At 66.2% G+C, this 15715-nt stretch carries 14 protein-coding genes; 10 read left to right on the forward strand and 4 right to left on the reverse strand.

Annotated elements, in window-relative coordinates:
• The first annotated feature begins 99 nt into the window (after positions 1–99).
• The 6 genes from CAL13_RS11390 (at position 100) to CAL13_RS11415 (ending at position 5115) form a co-directional block, all read left to right on the forward strand.
• Positions 100–1074, forward strand: coding sequence for a Bug family tripartite tricarboxylate transporter substrate binding protein (locus CAL13_RS11390; RefSeq protein ID WP_086057490.1), 975 nt, complete (start codon positions 100–102; stop codon positions 1072–1074).
• A 144-nt stretch (positions 1075–1218) separates the two neighbouring features.
• Entirely contained in the window at positions 1219–2199 is a 981-nt protein-coding gene (locus CAL13_RS11395) for a Bug family tripartite tricarboxylate transporter substrate binding protein (protein WP_332459874.1), read from the forward strand.
• 294 nt (positions 2200–2493) lie between these two features.
• Complete coding sequence (locus CAL13_RS11400) at positions 2494–2685, forward strand: hypothetical protein (protein WP_086057492.1); 192 nt, start codon at positions 2494–2496, stop codon at positions 2683–2685.
• Between the two features lie 176 nt (positions 2686–2861).
• Positions 2862–3887, forward strand: coding sequence for an amidohydrolase family protein (locus CAL13_RS11405; protein WP_086072447.1), 1026 nt, complete (start codon positions 2862–2864; stop codon positions 3885–3887).
• A 62-nt stretch (positions 3888–3949) separates the two neighbouring features.
• Positions 3950–4228 (forward strand): peptidylprolyl isomerase, encoded by a 279-nt coding sequence (locus CAL13_RS11410; protein WP_086057494.1) that lies wholly within the window; start codon positions 3950–3952, stop codon positions 4226–4228.
• Positions 4229–4467: 239 nt separating this feature from the next.
• Positions 4468–5115 carry a hypothetical protein gene (locus CAL13_RS11415; RefSeq protein ID WP_086072448.1) on the forward strand — a complete coding sequence of 216 codons (648 nt, stop codon included), beginning with the start codon at positions 4468–4470 and terminating at the stop codon, positions 5113–5115.
• A 91-nt stretch (positions 5116–5206) separates the two neighbouring features.
• On the opposite strand, the gene CAL13_RS11420 is transcribed toward CAL13_RS11415, so the two are convergent.
• A complete protein-coding gene (locus tag CAL13_RS11420; RefSeq protein WP_086072449.1) occupies positions 5207–5845 on the reverse strand; it encodes a TetR/AcrR family transcriptional regulator in 639 nt (212 codons plus the stop codon).
• Positions 5846–5967: 122 nt separating this feature from the next.
• Positions 5968–7095 (reverse strand): DMT family transporter, encoded by a 1128-nt coding sequence (locus tag CAL13_RS11425; protein ID WP_332459875.1) that lies wholly within the window; start codon positions 7093–7095, stop codon positions 5968–5970.
• Here CAL13_RS11425 and CAL13_RS11430 point away from each other — a divergent pair.
• On the forward strand, positions 6980–7849 hold the full coding sequence (locus CAL13_RS11430) for a LysR family transcriptional regulator (RefSeq protein ID WP_086072450.1): 870 nt from the start codon (positions 6980–6982) through the stop codon (positions 7847–7849). The two genes, CAL13_RS11425 and CAL13_RS11430, sit on opposite strands and share 116 nt — an antisense overlap.
• Before the next feature lie 92 nt (positions 7850–7941).
• On the opposite strand, the gene CAL13_RS11435 is transcribed toward CAL13_RS11430, so the two are convergent.
• Together CAL13_RS11435 and CAL13_RS11440 are read right to left on the reverse strand one after the other, a co-directional pair.
• Positions 7942–8811, reverse strand: coding sequence for a metallophosphoesterase (locus CAL13_RS11435; protein WP_086072451.1), 870 nt, complete (start codon positions 8809–8811; stop codon positions 7942–7944).
• A gap of 36 nt (positions 8812–8847) precedes the next feature.
• The gene (locus tag CAL13_RS11440; RefSeq protein ID WP_157664860.1) at positions 8848–10122 is read right to left on the reverse strand and encodes an MFS transporter; all 1275 of its coding nucleotides are present in this window, start codon (positions 10120–10122) and stop codon (positions 8848–8850) included.
• Positions 10123–10371: 249 nt separating this feature from the next.
• Here CAL13_RS11440 and CAL13_RS11445 point away from each other — a divergent pair, with 249 nt between their 5' ends.
• From CAL13_RS11445 to CAL13_RS11455, 3 genes are read left to right on the forward strand one after another with little or no spacing between them, the layout of a single operon-like run.
• Positions 10372–12573, forward strand: coding sequence for an ATP-binding protein (locus CAL13_RS11445; protein ID WP_086072453.1), 2202 nt, complete (start codon positions 10372–10374; stop codon positions 12571–12573).
• Positions 12574–12595: 22 nt separating this feature from the next.
• Positions 12596–13075 carry a response regulator gene (locus CAL13_RS11450; protein WP_086059401.1) on the forward strand — a complete coding sequence of 160 codons (480 nt, stop codon included), beginning with the start codon at positions 12596–12598 and terminating at the stop codon, positions 13073–13075.
• Complete coding sequence (locus CAL13_RS11455; protein WP_086072454.1) at positions 13072–15705, forward strand: response regulator; 2634 nt, start codon at positions 13072–13074, stop codon at positions 15703–15705. Before CAL13_RS11450 ends, CAL13_RS11455 begins: the two co-directional genes overlap by 4 nt.
• Positions 15706–15715: the final 10 nt, after the last annotated feature.

The following is a 15715-nucleotide window of genomic DNA, read 5'->3' on the forward strand; positions in this document are numbered from 1 at the left end:
AGGCTATGGTGTTGGACTTTCTATCGGTTACAGTACGTCCCGGCCACCAAGACTGACCGATAACCCCACGATAACGATAAGACTTACCGGAGCATCCTCATGAATATTTCCCGTCGCCGCTTCAACACGGCCGCCTTCGGCCTGGCCAGCATCGCCATGGCGCCCAAAATTTCCTTCGCCGACGACAAGTGGCCGTCCAAGCCCATCCGCGTCGTGGTGCCGTTTGCGCCCGGGGGCGCAAACGATTTGCTGGGCCGCGCGGCCGCCGAAGGCATCGCCAAGTATCTGAACGCGAATGTCGTCGTGGAAAACAAGCCCGGCGCCGGCGCCGTGATCGGCACCGACTACGTGGCCCGCGCCGAGCCCGATGGCTACACCTTCCTGATCAGCGCGGCCGGCGTCATCTCCAACAGCATGATCCGCAAGGTGCAGTACAAGGACAGCGATCTGGTGCCTGTCGCGATGGTGGGTCTGGCGCCTTCGGTGGTGGTCGCGCCCGCGAACTCGCCCTATTCCAATCTGAAGGAATTCGTCGAAGCCTCCAAGAAGGGGCACGGGCTGCACTTCGCCACGGCCGGCACCGGCAGCACGCCGCACTTCGTCGAAGGCATCCTGACCACGACGTATGGCGCCAAGCTGGACCTGATTCCGTACAAGAGCGGTTCCGAATCCGTGTCGGCGGTGGTGGGCAACCAGGTCGACGCGACGTCCGAAGCGAGCATCGTCGTGCTGCCCATGGTGCGGTCGGGCAAGCTCAAGGCGCTGGCCTGCACGTGGTCGGAGCGCATCAAGGCCTATCCCGAACTGTCCACCGCGGCCGAGCAGGGCTTTCCGGAAATCAAGATTGCGCACTGGGCGGGCGTGCACGCGCCCAAGGGCACGCCCGACGCCATCCTGGACAAGGTCGCCGCGGGCGTGGACGCCGCCATGAAGGATCCGGCCAACGTCAAGAAGTTCACGGAACTGGGCATCGAGCCGGTCGGCGGCACGCGAGCGGAGTTCACCAAGTTCTGCGAAGAAGAACGTGCCCGCCTGGGCGCCGTGGTCAAGGCCACCGGCATGCACCAGGAATGATGGACCGCTGAGGCCGCGCCGGTCCCTGCCGCCGCGGCCTCAGCCGCCCGTCCCCGCTCGGCGCGGGACGGCATCGTGGGGCCTGGTTCAACCAGGCCCCTTTTGCTTGCGGCGACCGCTGCTTTCGAATTGAGGAGACACTGCATGCCCATGTTGAAATCGTTGCGCGCTGCCTGCTGCGCCGCCCTGACGCTTGCCGCCGCGCAGCTGCCCGGCGTCGCCACGGCGGCGTATCCCGAGCAGCCTATCCGTTTGGTCGTGCCGTGGCCGCCTGGCGGCGCCACCGATGCGCTGGGACGCATCATCGCGCAGCATCTGGGCGAACGGCTCAAGCAGCCCGTGATCGTCGATAACAAGGCCGGCGCGGGAGGCAATATCGGCACGGCGGCCTTCGTGCGCGAACGCCCCGACGGCTACACGCTGCTGATGGCGACCAGCTCCACCAATGCCGCGAACCCGCATCTCTACAGCCACCTGAGTTTCGACGCCGAGAAAGATTTCGCGCCGGTCGCCTTCGTGGCTTCCATTCCGAACATTTTGGAAGTGCCGAAGAACTCGCCCTTTCATTCCGTACAGGCGCTGCTCGATGCCGCGCGCGCCAATCCCGGCAAGCTCAACTACGGATCCGGCGGGGTCGGATCGTCGCAACACCTGGCCGGGTCGATGTTCAATCACGCGACGGGCGTGGACATCGTGCATATCCCGTACAAGGGCAGCGCCCCCGCGGTGGCGGATCTGCTGGCCGGCCAGGTCGATATGATGCTGGACACCGGTTCGCTGGCGCAGGTGAAGGCCGGCGCCTTGCGGGCGCTTGCGGTGGGATCCGCGAAACGCCTGCCCGCCCTGCCCGACGTCCCAACGTTCGACGAGCTGGGCATACGCAATATGCATGCGTCGGCCTGGTACGGTGTGGTCGCGCCGGCGGGCACGCCGAAGGATGTGGTAGACCGCCTCAACCGCGAGATCAACGCGATCCTGGCTGCGCCGGATGTCCGCAAAACGTTGATCGGCATGGGCGCGGAGCTGGGCGAGCCGCAGACGCCGGCGCAGTTCGCCGCCTTCATCCATGATGAAATCGGCCGCTACAAGACCATCGTGGAGCAGTCCGGCGCCAAGCTGGACTGATATCGCGACGATCGGCCTTTCTCGTCGCGGCACCGCGCGCTGACGCGCTGCCCGCGTGCCGGTGCGCACGGGCCGCGCAATGCCGGCGTACTAAAGAACTTATCGTGGACGCCCGCTGCCGGGGGAGGCGAGAATGAGCGCATCGCGGCCCCCGCCGCCCGCGGGGCCGTGTCACGCCACACCGTGCAGCATCGCGCTGGCATCCGGCGCGGATCGAAGCGCGCGGAAGGGATGAGAACGACGCCGCCATCCGGGCCGTCACGTTCTTGCGCGCATCGTTATGGAGGCACTGTCATGAGACGATGCATCGTGGCCGGCGCGCTGCTGGCTTTGACGCTGACCGGCTGCGCCATGCCCGATTGGGGGCGCCGCGGCGGCGCCTACGATCCGCGCGGCCAGGCCAGCAGCGATCCCGCGGACTACCACAACCGTCAGTTCGGCGAGATGGACAACGAGCCGTTCCAGGGGGATTACCCGGGCTCTTGAACGCGCCAGCGCCGACGGCGCGGCGCAGCGTGCAGCGGCGCCGTGCCGCAGTTATTTGCTTTCGATATAGAACTGGACCGAAATATATATTTGACCCTTGCGAGCCGGTCACGCACCATACCCGACGCGTTTTTCATCATTGCCGCCAGCCGCGGCACCGTTATCGGGTAGCTGAAATGATCATCGATTGTCACGGACACTTCACCACGGCCCCCAAGGCCCTGGAACAGTGGCGCGAACGCCAGATCGCCGCCTTTCGCGACGGCATGACGCCTCCCAGCGCCGCCGACCTGCGCATCAGCGACGACGAAATCCGCGAGGCGATCGAAAGCAACCAGCTGCGCATCATGAAAGAGCGCGGCCACGACATTACGGTCTTCAGCCCGCGCGCCAGTTTCATGGCCCATCACATCGGCGACTTCCAGGTGTCGGCGACGTGGGCTGCCATCTGCAATGAGATGTGCCACCGCGTCTCCACGCTGTTTCCCGATGCCTTCGTGCCGGCGGCCATGCTGCCGCAAAGTCCCGGCGTGGACACCGCCACCTGCCTGCCCGAGCTCAAGCGTTGCGTGGAGGAATACGGCAACGTCGCGGTCAACCTGAACCCGGACCCTTCGGGCGGCCACTGGACCAGCCCGCCGCTGAGCGACCGCTATTGGTACCCGCTGTACGAAAAGCTGGTCGAGTACGACGTGCCGGCGATGATCCACGTCAGCCAAAGCTGCAACGCCTGCTTCCACACCACCGGCGCGCATTACCTGAACGCCGACACCACGGCCTTCATGCAGTGCCTGGACTCCGACCTGTTCCGCGATTTCCCCACGCTCAGGTTCGTCATCCCGCACGGCGGCGGCGCGGTGCCCTATCACTGGGGCCGCTTCCGCGGCCTGGCCCAGGCGCTGGGCAAACCGCTGCTGCAGGAGCACCTGCTGAACAACGTCTTTTTCGACACCTGCGTCTACCATCAGCCCGGCATCGACCTGCTCACCCGCGTCATCCCCATCGACAACATCCTGTTCGCCAGCGAGATGATCGGCGCGGTGCGCGGCATCGACCCGGAAACCGGCCACAACTTCGACGACACGCGCCGCTATATCGTGGCCGCCGACATCACGCCGCAGGCCCGGTTCAAGATCTTCGAAGGCAATGCGCGGCGCGTCTATCCGCGCCTGGATGCACGGCTGAAAGCGAGCGGACGGTAGGGCACGCAACGGCCCGAAATGCGTTACGCTCGCGGGTTCACCCTTAATCGAAGGAGATCTCCATGCCGCAAGCCAGCGCCCGTCACATCCTCGTTTCCACCGAACAGCAGTGCAACGCGCTGAAAACCGAGATCGAGAACGGCGCCGATTTCGCGCAGGTCGCGCGCGAACACTCCCTCTGCCCTTCCGGCCGGACCGGCGGCGACCTGGGCACTTTCGGCCCCGGCCAGATGGTGAAGGAGTTCGACCAGGTCGTTTTCAGCGCGCCGGTCAATGTCGTGCAGGGACCCGTCAAGACCCAGTTCGGTTATCACTTGGTCGAAGTCACCAGCCGCCAGTAATGGCGCCACGGGATCGCGGCCGGCGCGCCGCTCCGTAGTCCCGCCGCCATCCCGTTTCAAGCGATCCGTGCGCCCGTCTAATCCATTGGACTGCGCCGCCTGTATGTCCACACACGTCCGCTTCGGGTAGAACGCGCGCTGCCCCTGGCGCGCCCCGCCGTATTCCCGTTAAAAGAAGGAAACCTCCGGCTTAATCCGCCCCATGCACGGGCGAACGATCCACCCGCGGGCGACCTGACATGCATTACCGGCATCCGCAAATCGGCTTTGCCTTCGAACTTCCTTCGGACTGGCGATTGGACCGCACCGGCCTGACGGCCGAAGGCGTGCTCGTGAGTCACAAGCTTGGCGAGATCCGGCTGTTGCTGCAGGTGCGGCAAGCCCACGGCAATGCCGGCGCCAGGCTGGCCCTGATGCAGCGCCATCTGGAATCCGTGCGTGCGGCCCGGATCGTGCCCTGCCAGCCGCCCCCCTTCGGACAATCGCGCGACATCGTGGCACTGGGCTACGAACTCGGCGACCGGCAGCAGCGCTGGATATCCGTCTGCCACGAAGGTTATGACTACACCCTGACCCATACCGGCGATTGGCAGGAGGTGGTGGCCGCGGTCGACCGTCTGGCAACCTCCTTCGTGTTTCCGGCGCCGGCGGCCATCCGCCGTGTACTGCCCGATACGCCTGAAGCGCAGGGGCCCGCTGCCGCGGCGCCGCCGGTGCCGCCGGAAACGGTTGCGCGCCCCGCTCGGGGCAAAGCAACGAACGGGCACGTTGCGGCGCCGTCGCCGTCCGCACGGCCGAAAGCCTTTTTGAAGGCGCCATCGCGGCCTGCGCCGCGCATCTCCAGCCTGTGGATGAGAATCAGCGAACGCCTGCGCCGGGTTTGGTAGCGCGCCGGACGCCTGCCCCTATGTCTGGCGAACAAGACCGCCATCGATGCATGCGGCGCAACCCGCGAAAGACGATAGAGATGTGGGCTGCTTACCGCCGGTTCCTGCCAGAAGACTTCCGTCGCGGTGCGGGGGCCGCGGCTTCGGGACTGGCCGCAATAAGCCTTTCAATCAGTGGATCGGTGATGACCCTGAACACTTTCGGGTCGCCGTAGGCGCGGGCCGACAGCATGGCGCCATGGACGGCGGCCATGAAACCTTCCGCCTCGGCTTGCACGGTGCCGAGCAGAGCCAGCCTGCCTTGATTCGCGCCCTGCTCAAGGGTGGACGTCAGCCAAGCGGACAGCAGGCGAAAGTGCTCGCGTACTTCCGCAGCCACCTCCGGCGGCAGCACGGGCATCTGCGTGGCGAGCAAGGCGCACACGCAAAAAGCGTTGGCGGGATCGCCGATACATTCGGCCCAGTAGCCCGTATACGCGCGCAACTGATCGACCGGATCGGGATGATGCTGCTGTACCGCTGCGATGCCGGCCTGGGCCTCTTCGCGATAGCGCTGCAAGAGCGTCCGAACCAGGTCGACCTTGCTGGGGAAGTGATGATGGATGCTGGCTTTGCGTATGCCGACGACCTCGGAAATGTCGGCATAGCTGAAGCCGTTGTACCCGCCCGCGATGATGAGGGAGCGCGCGCAACGCAGAATCTCGTCGAAGGTGCTGCTTTGAGTGCCCATGCGGTTAGACTACCAACCAGTAGGTTCCTGCGTCAAGCGCATCTTCCAGCGGCCTGACGTACGGCCTGGTCGCTCCTGATCACAAGCGCCCTTCTCCCTGACCTTGCCCGCGAGCCCGCGTGTTATCGCCCGGCGCCGCGCCGGGACGCGCGCTCGGTAAACCAGATCGCGGCCGCCATTGCCGCAATGCCCGCCAGCTGCAGGCTGCTCAAACGCTGATCCAGAAAGATCCAGTCGATGGCGAGCGCGACGGCCGGATACGTGAATTGGAGCAATGCAATGCGATCCGTTTTCAGATGCGCCATGCCGCTGTACATCAACGTATAGGCAAGGCCCGTATGGATGATCCCCAACCCCGCAAGCCAACCCCATGAAGCCCCCCACTGCGGCCATCCCTGCTGGGCTGGCCAGACCCAAACGGCAAGGGTGCCGATCGCGCATTGCCACCAGGCCAGCACGCCTGCGGGCAGACCGCGCAGCCGTCGCGCAATGATGGTCACACAGGCCATGCAGACCCCGGCGAAAAGACACAGGGCGACAGCAAGCCAGTAATTGGCGCCATCACCGTTGCCCGCGGGATGCTCGACGATTCCGGCCGCCAGCACGAGACCGGACATCGCCGCCCAGGCCGCGACCATGCGTCGCTTGTCGATCGGTTCCTTAAGGCACAAAGCACCCAGGAGCAGCACCCACATCGGCTGCATATTGCACAGTACGATGGCGACGCCGGCGGACAAATGATCCAAGGCGGCGAAGAACAAGCTCCAGGCAAGCACCATGAGCGAACCGGCGGTAAGCACCCACGGGCCGGTGGCGCGCATAAATCGCAGATAACCCATTTGCCGGCGCAGCATGAGCCAGGCTGTCATCCCGGCCAAACCGAATGCGCAGCGGAACCACGTTTCCGTCAACGGATCGGCCCGGGCGTTGTCCACAAACACGCCAATCGTCCCGAGCAGCGCGTTGCCAAGCAGGAAGGGCAACACGCCGCTGGCCATGCGCGGCGTGATAAAGCCGGTATTTGGATGGTCGACATGCTGTTTCGCGTTCATGTCCCAATTCTGCGTTCGAACAGACAGTGCGAAAAGCGCATAATTCGAATGGAATCCATTCGAGAATCGAAACTTGAAATCGATGAGACATCGTGACCTGCAAACGGATTGGCTGCGGTGCTTCGTAGCGGTCGTCGATGCCGGCTCATTGTCGAGCGCGGCGGCCGAAGTCCACCGTTCGCAGTCGGCCGTGAGCATGCAGCTGAAGAAGTTGGAAAGCACGCTGGGGCTGCGGCTCATCGACCGCAATTCCCGCAGGCTGGAACTCACGCCAGACGGCCAGACGCTGCTCAGTTATGCCCGCCGCATCCTCGACCTGCACGCCGAAGCCCAAGTCGCGCTGCGGCGCGAACAGCTTACGGGCCGGGTCCGGCTCGGCGTGCCCGACGACTATGCGGAGAAGTACCTGACGCCGGTGCTGCGACGATTCGCTCCCCAGCATAGCGGGGTGGAAATCGAGTTGATCTGCGAGCAGTCGACCTCGCTGATCCCCCGCATCGCGAAGGGCGAACTGGACATCGCCCTGGTTTCCCGCGATCACGGACGGCGCGGGACGCTGCTGTTTCATGAGCCCATGGTCTGGGTCGGCGCCCCGCAATTCGAGCTGTGGCGCCGCGACCCCCTGCCGATCGCCGTCTACGAAAGCGAAAGTCTGGCGCGGCGCAGCGCCATCCATTCACTCGCGCAGCAAGGGCGCCGCTACAAAGTCGTCTACAACAGCTCCAGCATCGCCGGTCAGATCGCCGCGGTCGAGAGCGGCCTTGCCGTCGCGGCGCTGACCCAGTGCAGCACGCCCAAGCATCTGCGCATCCTGGGACGCGACGAGAACCTGGGCCCGCTCGAACCCATGGAAGTTGCGGTCTACAGAAGCCGCGAATCGCGCGGGTCAAGGGCGGTAGACAGCTTGTGGGCTTTGCTGGTCAGGACACTGCGGCAGTCGGCGCCCGCCTGAAGCGGACGCGCACGTGCCGCGAAAAGCGTGTCCACCTTTCCCGCAGTCACGAGAGTATGCAGCGGTCAGGCGCGCTGGCGCGGCGTCGCGCGTCAGTCTCCGGCCACGGTGGAATGATCGGAGGCGCCGTGGCTGCGCGCCGGCCGCTTGCCCAGGCCGTCCAGGTCGAGCGTCAGCGTGGGTTTGAAGTTTTCCTGCTCGCCCTTGCCCGCATAGCCCAGGGGGTTGGCGACGACGCGGCAGCCGTCCTGCACGTAGTCGAACTGGCGATGCAGATGGCCATGCAGCCACAGGTCCGCCCGCGGGAGCAGGTCATCCAGCGCATTGCAGAAGCCCGCCGTGCCGGGCGTGACGCCATAGCGCGGATCGGCGCTGGACAGCGTGGGCGCGAAATGCGTAACGGCCACCGTCGGCCCTTCGAAGGGCGCCTCCAGCGCCTCGCGCAGCCAGGCCTGGCAGGCGAGTCCCTGTTCGCGCAGGGCTTCCGCCAGAAAAGGCTCGCCGTTGCGAACGGTCCCGGCTTTTTCCAGATAGAAATTGGCGGCGCGGAACGCCTTGCCCCGTTTGCGCAGCACCTGCGTCAGCGTGTCGCCCGGGGCGGCCAGCGCGTCGAAATCCGTCCATAGCGTCGTGCCCACGAAGCGGACGCCTTCGATGATCAGCGTCTCGCGCTCCAGCCACTGAATCTCGAGCTGGTCGCACAGCTCGCGCAGGCGCCGGTGGGTCGTATCGAAATCCAGCGCATCGTATTCATGATTGCCGGGCAGATACACGACCGGAACCGGCCAGCCGTTGCGCGGGGAAAACCGCCCCAGGCCAAAGTCGTCGTCCGCCAAACGAGAGCCGGGCTGATAGGAACCGATGTCCCCCGCCAGAATCAACAGATCCGCGCCAGGGGCCGGCTGCGGCTGGAAATCGGCGTTGGTCTCAAGATGCAGGTCGGAAAGCAGTTGGATCTTCATGCCACAAGGGTACCGCAGCCCGCCGCCGCAACGCCGTCAGGCCCGCCCCGGGCTGGGCACGCGCATGCCGCCGTGCAGCCGCAGCGTCAGCGTGGCCAGCAGAACGAGGTTCACGAGGTTGGCCGCCACGCCCAGCATGAACGCGGCATCGTAGCTGGCGTAGCGGTCGTACAGAAAGCCGGCCAGCCAGCCGCCGGCCGCCATACCGGAGCCCGTCATCAGCAGGGTTGCCGGGACGCGCCAATAGGCCTCGCTGGGCGGAAAGATTTCGCGCACCGCCAGCACGTAGGCCGGAATCAAGGCGCTGAACCCCAGCCCATAGGCGATCGAGACCGCGAACAGTCCGAACTGCTGCTGAACGTACAGATAGCCCGATACCGCGACCATCTGCATGAAGGAACTGATCAGCGCGGTACGCACGCCGCCGATCCGGTCCGAGACCAGTCCCCACGCCTGCCGGCTGAGAAAGGCGACGCCCAGCAATACGGACAGCATCGCCGCGCCGACCGTGGCCGGCAGGCCGCGATCGCTGCACAGCGCGACCAGGTGGCCTTGCGGCATCGCCATCGGCACGCAACAGAGGAAGCCCGCCACAGCCAGCATGATGAAGACGGTATTGGGCCGCAAGCCCGAGATATGCCCCGCGCGGCCGTGCTGGGCGGTAGCGGCGGGCGGAGGGCTGGCCGGCGCCGGCCGCAGAAAGAATGCCGCCAGGCATGCGACCGCGACCAATTCGAGCAGGCCGTAGCCGACCATGGTGGCGCGCCAGCCCCAACGCGCGATCGTGGTTTCGAACACCACGGGCCACACGATGCCGGCGATGTAGTTGCCGCTGGAAAGCAGCGCCAGCGCCGAACCCCGGCGCCGCACGAACCAGTGGCTGACGTAGACGTAGAGCGGCGCGTTCAGCCCCGCAATGCCCAGCAGGCCGATCAACACGCCATGCCCCAGGTACAGGGCCCACGGTTCGCCGATGGTCGATACGGCCAGTCCCGCGAAGACCGAGGCCGCGCCGCCTATCACGGTCCAGCGTATGCCGAAGCGGTGCGCCAGCCGCCCCATGAGGATGCCGCCTACCGCGGATCCCAGCCATGCCAGGGAACTGCCCAGTGCGGGCACCGAACGGGCGCCGCCCATATCTGCTGCAATGGTTTTCAGGCCCACTGTGGAAATCAATGGGCCGCCAAAGGACATGCCCAGGCAAATCAGCGCCATGATCGCGATGCGCCAGGCTCTGCGGGAATCCAGCTCCTGCTCTTCCGATACAAGGCACGCCGCGCCATTGCGCGGTCCGCCCGTGGCTTGGGCCATTTCCCTGTCCCTCCCATACGGGGGCTGTTGCCGCCCCTGCCCTGTCGTCTCCATGGCCGCCACTATAGCAACATCGGCGCACGTGGCTTTTTAGAACATCTACAGCTTGATACTTCTAGATAGTTCTTTGTATTTAGGTCTTTCAGGAATACGGCGTCCACCAGCAAGGCCGGTGCTATCCTACGCGCGGCTCCTCCACCGCCACGCAACAAGGGAAGTTCTCCGGTGCCGCAACATGACGCTCCCGCAGTGACCCAGCACGATCTCGACCGCTGCGCCGAAGAGCCGATCCGCATCCCCGGCGCCATCCAGCCATTTGCCGCGCTGGTCCTGCTTGCGGCGGACGACCTGCGCGTGCTCACCCGCAGCGCGAACGCCGAAGCCATGCTCGGCGAACGACTGCAGGCGGGCCGGCCGCTGCCGCACAATGCGGGGCCGGGATGGGGATCGGTCCTGGAGCGGCTGCAACACTGGGCCGCCGGAGAAGACAACGGCTTTTCCGCGCCGATATCGATCGGCGCAAGCCGTATGCACGTGTCCGGCTCGCGCACCGCCCAAGGCCTGCTGCTGGAATTCGAACCGGACGGCGACACCCAGGGCACGACGCTCGATGCCCTCTATCCGCGCTTGCGGGATCTGCTGGACGACATCCAGCCCGCCGGAGCGCCGGAGCCCATCCTCGATCGCGCGGTCCGCGAGATGCGCCGCCTGACCGGCTTCGACCGCGTGCTCGCCTACCGTTTCGACGCGGACGGCAACGGCACCGTCCTGGCCGAGGACGGCAACGGCGTCCTGCCTTCGTACCTCGGCCATCGCTTCCCGGCGGCCGATGTCCCGGCGCAGGCGCGTGCGCTGTACTGCCAGAATCGAATCCGCCTGATTCCGGACGCCAATTACCAGCCCGTGCCCCTGTCGCCGCCGCTGATCGGTCCCGCGCAGGAACCCGTGGACCTGACATCGGCAAACTGGCGCAGCGTCTCTCCCGTTCACCTGGAATACATGCGCAACATGGGCACGCTGGCGTCCATGTCGGTCTCGCTGGTCATCGACGAAAAGCTGTGGGGACTGATCTCCTGCCACAGTGCGAAGCCCCGCCTGGTCGGACCGCAAATCCGCGCCGCCAGCGAATTCCTGGGCCGCATCGCGGCGCACCACATCGGCGCGCACGAGCGCATCGCCGATCACGCCCACCGCATCGAACTCAAGAAAATCGAGATCGAACTGGTCGAGCTGCTGTCCCGCGCCGATTCCCTGCGCGACGGCTTCATGCACCGGTCGTCCGCATGGACGCGCCTGCTCGATGCCGACGGCGCGGCGCTGGTCTGGCAGGACGAGGTTCAGACGGTAGGCAAAACGCCCACGGACGCCCAGATCAGGCAGATCGCGCAATGGCTGGACGAGCGCGGCATCGAACAGCTTTACCACACCGACCGCCTGGCGCTGGAGTGGCCCGGGGCGGGCCCGTTTTCCGACGTCGCCAGCGGCCTGGCCGCGGCCTCCATTTCGGGGCTGCACATGGGCTATCTGCTGTGGTTCCGGCCGGAGATCGTCCGGACGGTCCAATGGCGCGGCGATCCCCGCAAGCCGATGGACCCTGTCTCGGGGCGCCTGCATCCGCGCAAGTCGTTCGAACTGTGGCAAGAGGAAGTCCGCGGCCGCGCGGCGCCATGGCGCCGTGCCGAGATCGATGCGCTTGGCGATTTCCGCACCGTGGTCGTCAACCTGATCCTGAAGCGCGCGGAGGAACGCGCCGCCTTGAGCGAGCAGCTGCAGCGCAGCAATGTGGAGCTGGAGTCCTTCTCCTACTCGGTGTCGCACGATCTGCGCGCGCCCTTCCGGCACATCGCGGGCTTCGCGGAACTGCTGAAGCGGCGCGAGACCGACAAGCTCGACGCCACGTCCAGCCGGTATATCGACAACATCATGCGGGCGGCGGTAACGGCCGGGCGCCTGGTCGACGACCTGTTGCGCTTTTCGCATATGGGCAGGGCTGCGCTCAGCCCCACGATGCTCGACATGAACAAGCTGGTGGCGGAGGTAAGGCAGGCGGTGGAAATGTCGCTGCCGCGGCAGACCGTCCAGTGGCGCATCGGGGACCTGCCTGGCGCCTGGGGCGACCCGCAATATATCCGCCAGGTCTGGTACAACCTGCTCGAGAACGCGGTCAAATATTCGAGCAGCCGTGCCCAGCCCATCGTGACGGTCACGGGAGAGAATTGCGGTACATTCACCGTGTTCACGGTTGCCGACAATGGCGTGGGTTTCGACATGGCGTATGCCGGCAAACTGTTCGGCGTATTCCAGCGCCTGCACCGTGTCGAAGACTTCGAAGGAACGGGCATCGGCCTGGCGCTGTGCAAGCGCATCGTCGAAAAGCACGGCGGCTGGATCAAGGGCGAAGGCGTCATCGACCAGGGGGCGAAATTCTCTTTCGCGCTGCCCGGCCAATAGACGCGCCAGTATGGAAAAGACAATGAACGACCTACGGCCGATTCTGCTGGTCGAAGACAATCCCAACGACATCGAACTGACGCTCACGGCGCTGAAGCAGTGCAACATCGCCAATCAGGTGATCGTGCTGCGCGACGGCGCCGAGGCGCTGGACTACGTGTATCGCCGCGGCGATTACGCGAGCCGGGCGGCCGGCGAGCCGGCCGTCATCCTGCTGGACCTGAAATTGCCGAAGGTGGACGGCCTGGAAGTGCTGGCGCGCATCAAGTCCGATGCCGACCACAAGCAGATCCCCATCGTGATGCTGACCTCGTCGAAGGAGGAAAAGGACCTGGTGCGCAGCTACCAGTCCGGCGTCAACTCCTTCGTGGTCAAGCCCGTCGAATTTTCCGAGTTCTTCGAAGCCATCCGCAATCTCGGAATGTTCTGGGCCATTCTCAACCAGCCGCCGCCGCCGCGCAGGCGGGGCGGCGCCGCCAATGACGCCCAGGAGCCGTCTTGATCCTGCTGCTCGAGGACAACGATCTCGACGCCGAATTGATGATCCATCAATTGGCCGAGTCCCTGCCCGCCACCCCGATACGCCGCGTGCACGACAAGCGCTCGTATATCGAGGCGCTGGGGTCGGACGACGTCTGTCTGGTGGTATGCGACTTCTCCCTGCCGGACATCGACGGCTGGGAAGCGCTGCTGATCGCGGTCGCCGAAAAGCCGGAAGTGCCGTTCATCTTCGTATCCGGCGTGATCGGCGAAGACCTGGCGGTCAAGGCGCTGAAGGCGGGCGCCACCGACTACGTGCTGAAACAGCGGCTGGACCGCCTGGGCGCGGCGGCGCGCCGGGCCATGTCCGAGGCCGAAGACCGGCGCGCGCGCCGCCTGGCCGAGGACGCGCTGCGTGACAGCGAGGCCCGCTTCCGCGCGCTGGCCGACAGCGCGCCGGCCCTGATCTGGGAAACCGACGCGGCCGGCGCCGTCACCTTCGTCAACCGCCATTTCGAAGTCATGTTCGGCCAAAGCAGCGACGCCATGCTGGGCGCGGGCTGGCACCGCATCATCTATCCTCCGGATCTGCCGATGATGCGCGCAACGTTCGACAAAGCCATCCGCGATGCCGCCGCCTTCGAGCAGGAAGCGCGCGCGGTGGACGCCAACGGACGTCTGCGCTGGCTCGATTGCCGCGCCGTGCCGCGCGTGGACCATGCCGGCCAGTTCCAGGGCTTGACCGGCATCAATGTCGACGTCACCGATGCCAAGCTCGCGCGCGACGAACTGGAGCACATGGTGCTCGCGCGCACCGCCGAACTCATGCAGACCAACGAGCGCCTGCTTGACGAGATGCGGCAGCGCGCCGACGCGGAAGCGGCCCGCACGCGCGTGGAGGAACAGCTGCGGCAAGCCCAGAAGATGGAAGCCTTCGGCCAGCTGACCGGGGGCGTGGCGCACGACTTCAACAACTTCCTGACCGTCATCCTGGGCAACCTCGAAACGCTGGAGCGCCAGCTTGCCGAGGAATCCGGCAAGCCGCACGATCCGCACAGGGTGGCCCTGGCCCTGCAGCATGCCAAACAGGGCGCGCAACGCGCCGCGGCGTTGACCCAGCGGCTGCTGGCTTTCGCGCGCCGCCAGCCGCTGCAGCCGCGACGCATCGACGTCAACACGCTGATCGCCGCCACCGCCGAAATCCTCACGCGCACGCTGGGCGAGCACGTCGATCTGCGCAGCGACCTGCAGGCCGACGTCTGGCCCATTCACGTCGATCCGCACATGATGGAAAGCGCCCTCCTGAACCTGGCGGTGAACGCGCGCGACGCGATGCCGGGCGGCGGCGAGATCGTCATCGAAACGCGCAACGTCGTGTTCGACGGGCGGCCGCCCTGCCCCATCGATGTGGCGCCCGGCGACTACGTGCGCGTGAGCATCCGCGACACGGGCACCGGCATTGCGCCGGAGATCCTGGAAAAAGTATTCGAGCCGTTTTTCACGACCAAGGACGTCGGCGTCGGAACCGGCCTGGGCCTGAGCCAGGTCTACGGGTTCGTCAAGCAATCGGGCGGGCACGTCGCCATCGACAGCACCGTGGGCGTGGGCACGGCGGTCCATCTGCATCTGCCGCGCTACACCGGCGTCGAGGCGCAAGCGGGCGAAGGCTCCGCCGACGCCGCCCTGCCTGCCGCCAAAGGCGAAGCCATCCTGGTCGTGGAAGACGACGAGGCCGTGCGCGCGCATTCGGCGGCCGTCCTGGCGGAACTGGGCTACACGGTTCACCAGGCCTGCGACGCCGCGTCGGCATTGCAATGCCTGCGCGCGCATCCGGAGATCGCCCTGCTGTTCACGGACGTTGGCTTGCCCAAGGGATTCAACGGGCCCGATCTGGCCGAGGCCGCGCGGCGTGCGCGGCCCGGGCTGCGGGTGCTGTATACGTCCGGCTACGCCGAAGGCCGCCTGACCCATGGCGGGCAGCTGCCTCCGGGTGTGGCCTTGATTCCCAAGCCCTTTACCTACACGGAATTGGCGCGGCGCGTGCGCACGATTCTGGACGATGGCGGCTTTGCCCGGGACGGCGCCGCACCGATGGAATCTGCTGCAGACAGCGGCCCCACGTTCGGGCAGGATGCGTTGTACCGGCACCCGGCGGACAGCGCCGCGGCGCAAACGGCACCGGTCGCGCCTGCCGTTCTGCCGGCGCAAACGGCGCAACCCGCGCAACCCGCGCAACCGGCCCAGGCCGCGCAATCGGCGTCCACGACCCGGACCTCCACCGTCCTGCTCGTCGAGGATGACGAACTCGTGCGCATGCTCACCACCGACGCGCTGACCGGATACGGTTTCGAGGTGGTGGAAGCGGACACCGCGAAAGCGGCGCTGGCATCCATGAAGTCCGGCGGCATCGGCGCGGCCATCGTGGATCTGGGACTGCCCGACATGCCGGGCAGCGAGCTTGTGCGCCGGCTGGCGCAGGAACATCCCGGGCTGCCGATCATCGTCGCCAGCGGGTATGGCGCCATCGACGTGGGGAACGATATGCCGGCCGGCGCGCGGCTGTCGTTCGTGCAGAAACCCTATGAACTGGAGCGCCTGCGCACGATGCTGCACGATGCCGGACTGACGGCGGCCCCCGGCGCACTCTCGTAGCGCGCTTGCG

The organism is Bordetella genomosp. 9 (assembly GCF_002119725.1).
In the GTDB taxonomy this organism is placed as follows: Bacteria; Pseudomonadota; Gammaproteobacteria; order Burkholderiales; family Burkholderiaceae_B; genus Bordetella_C.

What these genes read in the sequence shown, in the direction of transcription:
- CAL13_RS11390 (WP_086057490.1), top strand. Translation starts at nt 100, where the DNA reads ATGAATATTTCCCGTCGCCGCTTCAACACGGCCGCCTTCGGCCTGGCC.
- CAL13_RS11395 (WP_332459874.1), top strand. Translation starts at nt 1,219, where the DNA reads ATGCCCATGTTGAAATCGTTGCGCGCTGCCTGCTGCGCCGCCCTGACG.
- CAL13_RS11400 (WP_086057492.1), top strand. Translation starts at nt 2,494, where the DNA reads ATGAGACGATGCATCGTGGCCGGCGCGCTGCTGGCTTTGACGCTGACC.
- CAL13_RS11405 (WP_086072447.1), top strand. Translation starts at nt 2,862, where the DNA reads ATGATCATCGATTGTCACGGACACTTCACCACGGCCCCCAAGGCCCTG.
- CAL13_RS11410 (WP_086057494.1), top strand. Translation starts at nt 3,950, where the DNA reads ATGCCGCAAGCCAGCGCCCGTCACATCCTCGTTTCCACCGAACAGCAG.
- CAL13_RS11415 (WP_086072448.1), top strand. Translation starts at nt 4,468, where the DNA reads ATGCATTACCGGCATCCGCAAATCGGCTTTGCCTTCGAACTTCCTTCG.
- CAL13_RS11420 (WP_086072449.1), bottom strand. Translation starts at nt 5,845, where the DNA reads ATGGGCACTCAAAGCAGCACCTTCGACGAGATTCTGCGTTGCGCGCGC.
- CAL13_RS11430 (WP_086072450.1), top strand. Translation starts at nt 6,980, where the DNA reads ATGAGACATCGTGACCTGCAAACGGATTGGCTGCGGTGCTTCGTAGCG.
- CAL13_RS11425 (WP_332459875.1), bottom strand. Translation starts at nt 7,095, where the DNA reads ATGCTCACGGCCGACTGCGAACGGTGGACTTCGGCCGCCGCGCTCGAC.
- CAL13_RS11435 (WP_086072451.1), bottom strand. Translation starts at nt 8,811, where the DNA reads ATGAAGATCCAACTGCTTTCCGACCTGCATCTTGAGACCAACGCCGAT.
- CAL13_RS11440 (WP_157664860.1), bottom strand. Translation starts at nt 10,122, where the DNA reads ATGGCCCAAGCCACGGGCGGACCGCGCAATGGCGCGGCGTGCCTTGTA.
- CAL13_RS11450 (WP_086059401.1), top strand. Translation starts at nt 12,596, where the DNA reads ATGAACGACCTACGGCCGATTCTGCTGGTCGAAGACAATCCCAACGAC.